This window comes from Tardiphaga sp. (assembly GCF_044336785.1).
Lineage (GTDB): Bacteria > Pseudomonadota > Alphaproteobacteria > Rhizobiales > Xanthobacteraceae > Tardiphaga.
In genome coordinates this window covers 74574-81384 of sequence record NZ_JBIIOT010000012.1, presented here as the reverse complement: position 1 = coordinate 81384, position 6811 = coordinate 74574, and the positions used below count along the sequence as shown (strand labels likewise).

Here is a 6811-nt window from a genome sequence, read left to right as displayed (position 1 = left end):
CCAAACGCCTCAGCCCTCAGCGACCGGCGCTTCACCGCCCGCTTCAGGCTCATCGCCCTCGCCGGCTTCGCCGATATGCTCCACCGACACCACATGCTCGTCATCGGCCGTGTTGAACACGATGACGCCCTGGGTCGAGCGGCCGGCGACGCGGATGCCTTCCACCGGGCAGCGGATCAGCTGGCCCTTGTCGGTGACCAGCATGATCTGGTCCGAGTCTTCCACGGGGAATGAAGCGATCAACTTGCCGTTGCGGTTGTTAACCGACATGGCGACGATACCCTTACCGCCGCGGCCGGTGGTGCGATACTCGTAGGACGAGGTCCGCTTGCCATAGCCGTTGATGGAGATGGTCAGCACCACCTGCTCGGCCGCGGACAGTTCGACATAACGCTCCTGCGTGAGCTGGATCGCCGTCGATGACGTTTCTTCGGCTTCGGCCTCGAGCACGGACTCATCGACAGTAGCCGCCTCGCCGGCCACCGCGCGGCGCATCTTCAGATAGGCCGTGCGTTCGTCCGACGTGGTTTCCACATGACGCAGGATCGACAGCGAGATCAGCTTGTCGCCTTCGGCCAGCGCGATGCCGCGCACGCCCATGGAGTTGCGGCCCTGGAACACGCGCACATCGGTGACCGGGAAGCGGATGCACTGGCCGCCGCCGGCGGTCAGCAGCACGTCGTCATGCTCGGTGGCGATCTGCACGTCGACGATGGCCTCGCCCTCGTCGAGCTTCATGGCAATGATGCCGGAGCGGCGGACATCGACGAAATCCGACAGCTTGTTGCGCCGGACATTGCCGCCGGTCGTGGCGAACATCACGTCCAGCGTATCCCAGGTCGCCTCGTCCTCGGGCAGCGGCATGATGGTGGTGATGCGCTCGCCCTGCTCCAGCGGCAGGATGTTGATCATCGCCTTGCCGCGACCATTCGGCGGCGCGATCGGCAGGCGCCAGACCTTTTCCTTATAGACCTGGCCGCGCGACGAGAAGAACAGCACCGGCGTATGCGTGGAGGCCACGAACAGGCGCGAGACGAAATCCTCGTCGCGCGTGGCCATGCCGGAGCGGCCCTTGCCACCGCGGCGCTGCGCCCGATAGGTCGAGAGCGGCACGCGCTTGACGTAGCCATGATGCGACACCGTCACCACCATGTCCTCGCGCTGGATCAGGTCCTCGTCCTCGACCTCGCCTTCCTGCTCCATGATCACGGTCTTGCGCGGGGTCGCGAATTCGAGCTTCACCGCGGCGAGTTCGTCCTTGATGATGGTCTGCACGCGCGCACGCGAGCGGAGGATTTCGAGATAGTCGGCGATCTCGATGGCGAGCTTGTCGAGCTCGTCGGAAATTTCCTCGCGGCCGAGAGCCGTGAGGCGCGCCAGACGCAGATCGAGAATGGCTTTTGCCTGCTCGAACGACAGACGCGCAGTGCCGTCCTCTTCCAGCCGATGGCGCGGATCGTCGATCAGCGTGATCATCGCCGCAACGTCCTGCGCCGGCCAGCGGCGCTCCATCAGGATGTCGCGCGCGGTGGTCGGATCCGGCGACGTCCTGATCACGCGAATGATCTCGTCGATATTCGCCACGGCAATGGCGAGGCCGACCAGGATATGCGCGCGGTCGCGGGCCTTGTTAAGCAGGAATTTGGTGCGGCGGGTGACGACCTGTTCGCGGAAGGCCACGAAGATCGTCAGCAGGTCTTTCAGATTGAACAGCTGCGGACGGCCGGCATCCAGCGCCACCATATTGGCGCCGAAATTGGTTTGCAGCGGCGTGAACTTGTAGAGCTGGTTCAGGACGATCTCAGGCACGACATCGCGCTTCAGTTCGACGACGACGCGATAGCCATCGCGGTCGGATTCATCGCGCAGGTCAGAAATGCCTTCGATCTTCTTGTCGCGCACCAGTTCGGCGATGCGCTCGACCATGGTGGCCTTGTTCACCTGGTACGGAATTTCCGAGATGATGATCGCTTCGCGATCTTTTCGCGCAGGCTCGATCGCCACCTTGCCGCGCATCACGATGGAGCCGCGGCCGGTATTGTAAGCCGAGCGGATGCCGGCGCGGCCGAGAATGATGCCGCCGGTCGGGAAATCCGGGCCCAGAATGATCTTGTTGAGATCGTCGATGGTCAGCGACGGATCGTCGATCAGCGCAACGCAGGCATCGATGACTTCACCGAGATTGTGCGGCGGGATATTGGTCGCCATGCCGACAGCGATGCCGCCGCCGCCATTGACCAGCAGGTTGGGGAATTTCGCCGGAAGAACCTTCGGTTCCTTCTCCGATGAATCGTAGTTGTCCTGATAGTCGACGGTGTCCTTGTCGATATCGTCGAGCAGCGTCTGTGCGATCTTGGTGAGGCGCGATTCCGTGTAACGCATCGCGGCCGGCTGGTCGCCGTCTACCGAGCCGAAATTGCCCTGACCATCGATCAGCGGCACGCGCATCGAGAAGTCCTGCGCCATGCGGACCATGGCGTCATAGACCGACTGGTCGCCATGCGGATGATACTTACCGATCACGTCGCCGACCGTTCGCGCTGACTTGCGGAACGGCTTGTTGTATTCGAAGCCGTTCTCGTACATCGCGAACAGGATGCGCCGGTGCACCGGCTTGAGGCCGTCGCGCGCGTCAGGCAGCGCACGCGCCACGATCACACTCATCGCGTAATCGAGATACGAGCGCTTCATCTCGTCGAGGATGGATACGGGACGGATATCAGAGGGAACCGGCGGCTCCCCGGGCTTCTGGTCTTCTTTGTCGGACAAGGTGTTTTCCGGTCAGAATCGGGTGCTGATCATATAGCGCATGATGCCTGCACAAGCCACCCCGAGAGGCTTCGCGAACGGGGATTTTCCACCTTATTTTTCAATCGCTTAAGGCTCTTGCCGCAAGACGGCCGCAAGAACAAGGAAACGCACGGACGGCGCAGAATTCTTGAGGCATTACAGCGGCATTCCAGAGGCAAACCAGAGGCTGCAAATTCCATCCGTCACGAACGATCGGCCGAGATCGCCGGCTGGATATCCGGCGAGCTGAGGCTCCACATGGCGTCGAACAGCTGCGCTTGGAAGGCCGCGAATTCGGCGCTGTCGATGATCATGCCATAGCTCTCCCGCGCGGACGAGATCAGGCAGACCTTGTTGCCATAAACGAAACAGGTCATCGCCAGCGTATGCGCGGCGGGAGCGTAGCGCAGCTCGCGCCGCAGCTCCTGGCTCGACGGCCAGATCGGCGCGATGTCGCGCTCGACCGACCGGATCACGCGCAGCCAGATGCCGCGCCTGGCGCGCTCCTGCAGGTAGCGCTCCATCTCTTCGAGACCGGGCTCGGCCATCAACTCCTTCATCGAGAGCGTGGCGCGGAGCACCTGGTCGCCGCCGGACAGCGTATCCCATAGCGCGGTGCGGATGCCCTCCGGGCCGGGATGAAATCGCACATTCGGCTGGCCGCTTTCATGATGATACATCGAGCGCAGCACCGGCATCACATCCGTCAGCATCTGCCGCCGCGCTTCGATCCGCTCCAGCAGGATGCCGGGATCCTGCGCCACCACGAAGCGGCGCTTGCCTTGATCGACGAATTTGACGAGCCCTTCGGCCTCCAGCTTGGCAAGGGCGTCATGGGCGGTCGTGCGCGCCAAGCCGGCTTCCGCCGCAACATCCGTCACTGAGGCGCCGCCAAGGCGCACCGTGGTCAGGAACAGTTTGTAGAGCGTCCCCGTGATGCCGATCTGGGCCAGCTTTTCTTCGATATCCACCTTGGTCTCCTGGCGGGATTGGAATGACCTAACGCAGTCCCGCGCCCCAGTCTAATCGTCGGTTTTTTCCGACACAACCTTTGATCCACTGCGCATAAATTAGGTGCAGATGGCGCTGTTATCGGCACAATATCGCAGTATACGCTTGTTTTATCGCCAGTATTACCTCGGCCAAACGTTGACGGAAATCTCCGACATATCTAGCCTTTTCGATAGCCCGATCTCACCGGATCTGATCGGCAACTGAGAAGGAGCCCCTCATGGAAGCCAATGCCGATGCAGGCCGCCTGCCGCTCGAAGCGGCGAAGCCAAGCCATAGCGGACTTCAAAAGGCGATGAAGACACGCTCGGTGCGCGCCGCGATCGGGCTCGCCGCTTTCTTCGCAATCTGGCAGGCCGTGACCGGCCTCGGCTTCGTCGATGGCTTCCTGCTGCCCTCGCCGGTCGGCGTTGCCCAGGCACTCTGGGAGCTCGCGCTGGATGGCTCGCTGTGGGTGCATCTCGGTGCCAGCCTGCAGCGCGTGGCGATCGGCTTCCTGCTCGCCTGTATCGTTGGCCTCGTGCTTGGCCTGATCTGCGGCTGGTGGCGGACGGTGTCGGATTTCGTGCGTCCGGTGGTCGAAGCGCTCCGCCCCATTCCGCCGCTGGCCTGGATCCCAATCACCATCCTGTGGTTCGGCCTTGGCGATGCCGCCTCCTACTTCCTCGTCTTTCTCGGCGCGGTCTTCCCGGCTTTCGTCGCGACCTACACCGCCGTGCGCGGGCTCGACCGCAACCAGATGAATGCGGCGCTCTGCCTCGGCGCAAAACCGTGGCAGCTGTTCACCGACGTGCTGATCCCCGCCTCGCTGCCGATCATCCTGCCCGGACTGCGCATCGCGCTCGGTGTCGGCTGGATGTGCGTCGTCACCGCCGAGCTGATCGCGGCCCAGACCGGCCTCGGCTACCTGATCCAGCAGTCCCGCATGCTGTTCCAGATCAACAATGTCGTGGCCGGCATGGTCACGATCGGCCTCGTCGGCTTCCTGATGTCCGCGTTGCTCGAACGGCTCGAGCGCCGCGTGAATGCCTGGGCGCCGTCCGAGCGCAATTGAGGAGAACAGCCATGACCACCACTCTTCTCGACCGTCCGCCGCAGGCACAAGCTTCCGACATCCAGATCGACATCAGCAATGTCGGCAAGGTCTATGACTCCAAGACCTCCGACAGCCGCGTGATCGCGCTTGACGGCGTCTCACTTAAAATCCGCCGCGGCGAATTCATTTCGCTGCTTGGGCCGTCCGGCTGCGGAAAATCGACGCTGCTGAACATCATCGCCGGCTTCCAGTCGGCGACGTCCGGCAAGATCCTTCAGGACGGCCGCCAGATCAGCAAGCCCGACGCCTCGCGCACCGTGGTGTTTCAGGATTATGCGCTGTTCGGCTGGATGACAGTGCAGCAGAATGTCGAATTCGGCCTCAAGGCGAAGGGCATGCCGAAGGCACAGCGCGCCGAGATCGCGCGTTCGCTGATTGCCACCGTCCAGCTCTCGGGCTTCGAAGACAAATTCCCGCATCAGATGTCCGGCGGCATGAAGCAGCGTGCGGCCATCGCGCGTGCGCTCGCGCCCGATCCCGACATCCTGCTGATGGACGAGCCTTTCGGCGCGCTCGACGCGCAGACGCGCGTGCTGCTGCAGGAAGAGATCGCGCGCATTTCGTCGGAAGCCAAGAAGACCGTGATCTTCGTCACCCACGGCATCGATGAAGCCGTGTTTCTCGCCGACCGCGTGGTGGTGATGAGTCCCCGTCCCGGCCGCGTGCGCGACGAAGTCGCCGTGCCGCTGCCGCGGCCGCGCACCGCCGAGATGCGATCCGATCCCTGGTTTGTCTCCACGGTCAAGGACCTGTGGGAGACGCTGAAGCCTGAATGGCAAAAAGGAGAATAGACTGTGACACCCACGATCTCTCGTCGTCGCTTCGGTCAGCTTGCGGTCGGCGCTGCCGCTACTCTCCCACTCGGCATGCCGTCGATCCTGCGGGCGCAGGAAGGCGATGTGGTCAAGATGTGCTGGTTCAACACCACCACCGTCTCGGCGCAGATCGCCCATGTGCTGATGCGCACGGACATCGCCGCGAAGAACGGCCTCAAGATGGAGATGATTCAGCTCGCCGCCTCGCCCGCCATTACCGAAGCACTCGTCTCCGGCGCCGGTGATATCGGCACTCTGTCGGACTTTGCTGCGGTCACCACCATGGCGATCGGCGCGCCGGTCACCACGGTCGCCTCGCAGGCGCTGTTCCGTTCGGCGGTGCTGACCACCAAGAAGTCGGGCATCACCGACATGGCTGGCCTCAAGGGCAAGCAGGTCTACGGCACCTTCGGCATCACCGCCTTCCAGAACGCGCAGGAAGCCGTGATCAAGGCCGGCCTGACGCCGGGCAAGGACATGTCCTTCGTGAATGTCGGCCCGGCCGAACTCGCGGATGCCGTCGGCGCGCAGCGCATCGACGCCTTCTTCACCTATGATCCGTTCGTGTCGTTCTTCGAGAATTCGGGCGCGGCACAGGTGATTTCGCAGAACGTGACGCCGGTGATCGCGCTGACCGCGAACAACAAGTTCTTCCAGCAGCGCCCCGAAGTCCTGAAGCGCTTCCTGCGCGCCAATTCGGAAGCACTGTTCTTCGCGAGCCAGAACAATGACCTCGTGAATGGCTGGTTCCGCTCGCTGGAGCCGGCGAAGAACATCCCGGTCGAAGTGCTGCAGAAGGCATCGAGCTACGATCCGGCCTGGACCGCAAAGTCCTTCACCGACATCAAGGCGACCCTGTCGCCGGCGCAGATCGCCAAGATGGAAGCGCTCGGCAAGTGGGGCGTCGAAGCCAAGCTGCTGCCGAAGATGCCGGATGTGGCGAAATTCGTGGACACCAAGATCGCCAGCGCCGTGGACAAGGAAGCCGCTGAAAAGGGTTTTGATCCGAAGACCGTGAAGATCACCCGCGCCTGATCGCGCGTCGATCCCTGAACAGAAGCACTCACGGCGCGCGGCGCCGTGAGTGCGAATGTGCAAG

General features: G+C 62.9%; 5 protein-coding genes. 3 read left to right on the top strand and 2 right to left on the bottom strand.

All coding sequences use genetic code 11. The annotated features are described in order from the left end of the window. Window positions 1-9: 9 nt before the first annotated feature. Both gyrA and ACIQ2A_RS06040 read right to left on the bottom strand, forming a co-directional pair. Complete coding sequence (gene gyrA, locus ACIQ2A_RS06045; protein ID WP_398476840.1) at window positions 10-2769, bottom strand: DNA gyrase subunit A; 2760 nt, start codon at window positions 2767-2769, stop codon at window positions 10-12. Window positions 2770-2993: 224 nt separating this feature from the next. Then, the gene (locus ACIQ2A_RS06040; RefSeq protein WP_398476838.1) at window positions 2994-3761 is read right to left on the bottom strand and encodes a TrmB family transcriptional regulator; all 768 of its coding nucleotides are present in this window, start codon (window positions 3759-3761) and stop codon (window positions 2994-2996) included. 260 nt (window positions 3762-4021) lie between these two features. Between ACIQ2A_RS06040 and ACIQ2A_RS06035 the strand changes: the two genes are divergently transcribed. The 3 genes from ACIQ2A_RS06035 to ACIQ2A_RS06025 are packed head-to-tail and all read left to right on the top strand — an operon-like array spanning window position 4022 to window position 6747. Then, the gene (locus tag ACIQ2A_RS06035; RefSeq protein WP_398476836.1) at window positions 4022-4855 is read left to right on the top strand and encodes an ABC transporter permease; all 834 of its coding nucleotides are present in this window, start codon (window positions 4022-4024) and stop codon (window positions 4853-4855) included. An 11-nt stretch (window positions 4856-4866) separates the two neighbouring features. Continuing rightward, window positions 4867-5688: an ABC transporter ATP-binding protein gene (locus ACIQ2A_RS06030; protein WP_398476833.1), complete on the top strand. Its 822-nt coding sequence runs from the start codon at window positions 4867-4869 to the stop codon at window positions 5686-5688. Window positions 5689-5691: 3 nt separating this feature from the next. After that, entirely contained in the window at window positions 5692-6747 is a 1056-nt protein-coding gene (locus ACIQ2A_RS06025; RefSeq protein WP_398476831.1) for an ABC transporter substrate-binding protein, read from the top strand. Window positions 6748-6811 lie beyond the last annotated feature (64 nt).

Bases quoted from the DNA above. Each gene is read 5' to 3' on its own strand.
- ACIQ2A_RS06030 (WP_398476833.1), top strand. From the start codon at position 4,867: ATGACCACCACTCTTCTCGACCGTCCGCCGCAGGCACAAGCTTCCGAC.
- ACIQ2A_RS06035 (WP_398476836.1), top strand. From the start codon at position 4,022: ATGGAAGCCAATGCCGATGCAGGCCGCCTGCCGCTCGAAGCGGCGAAG.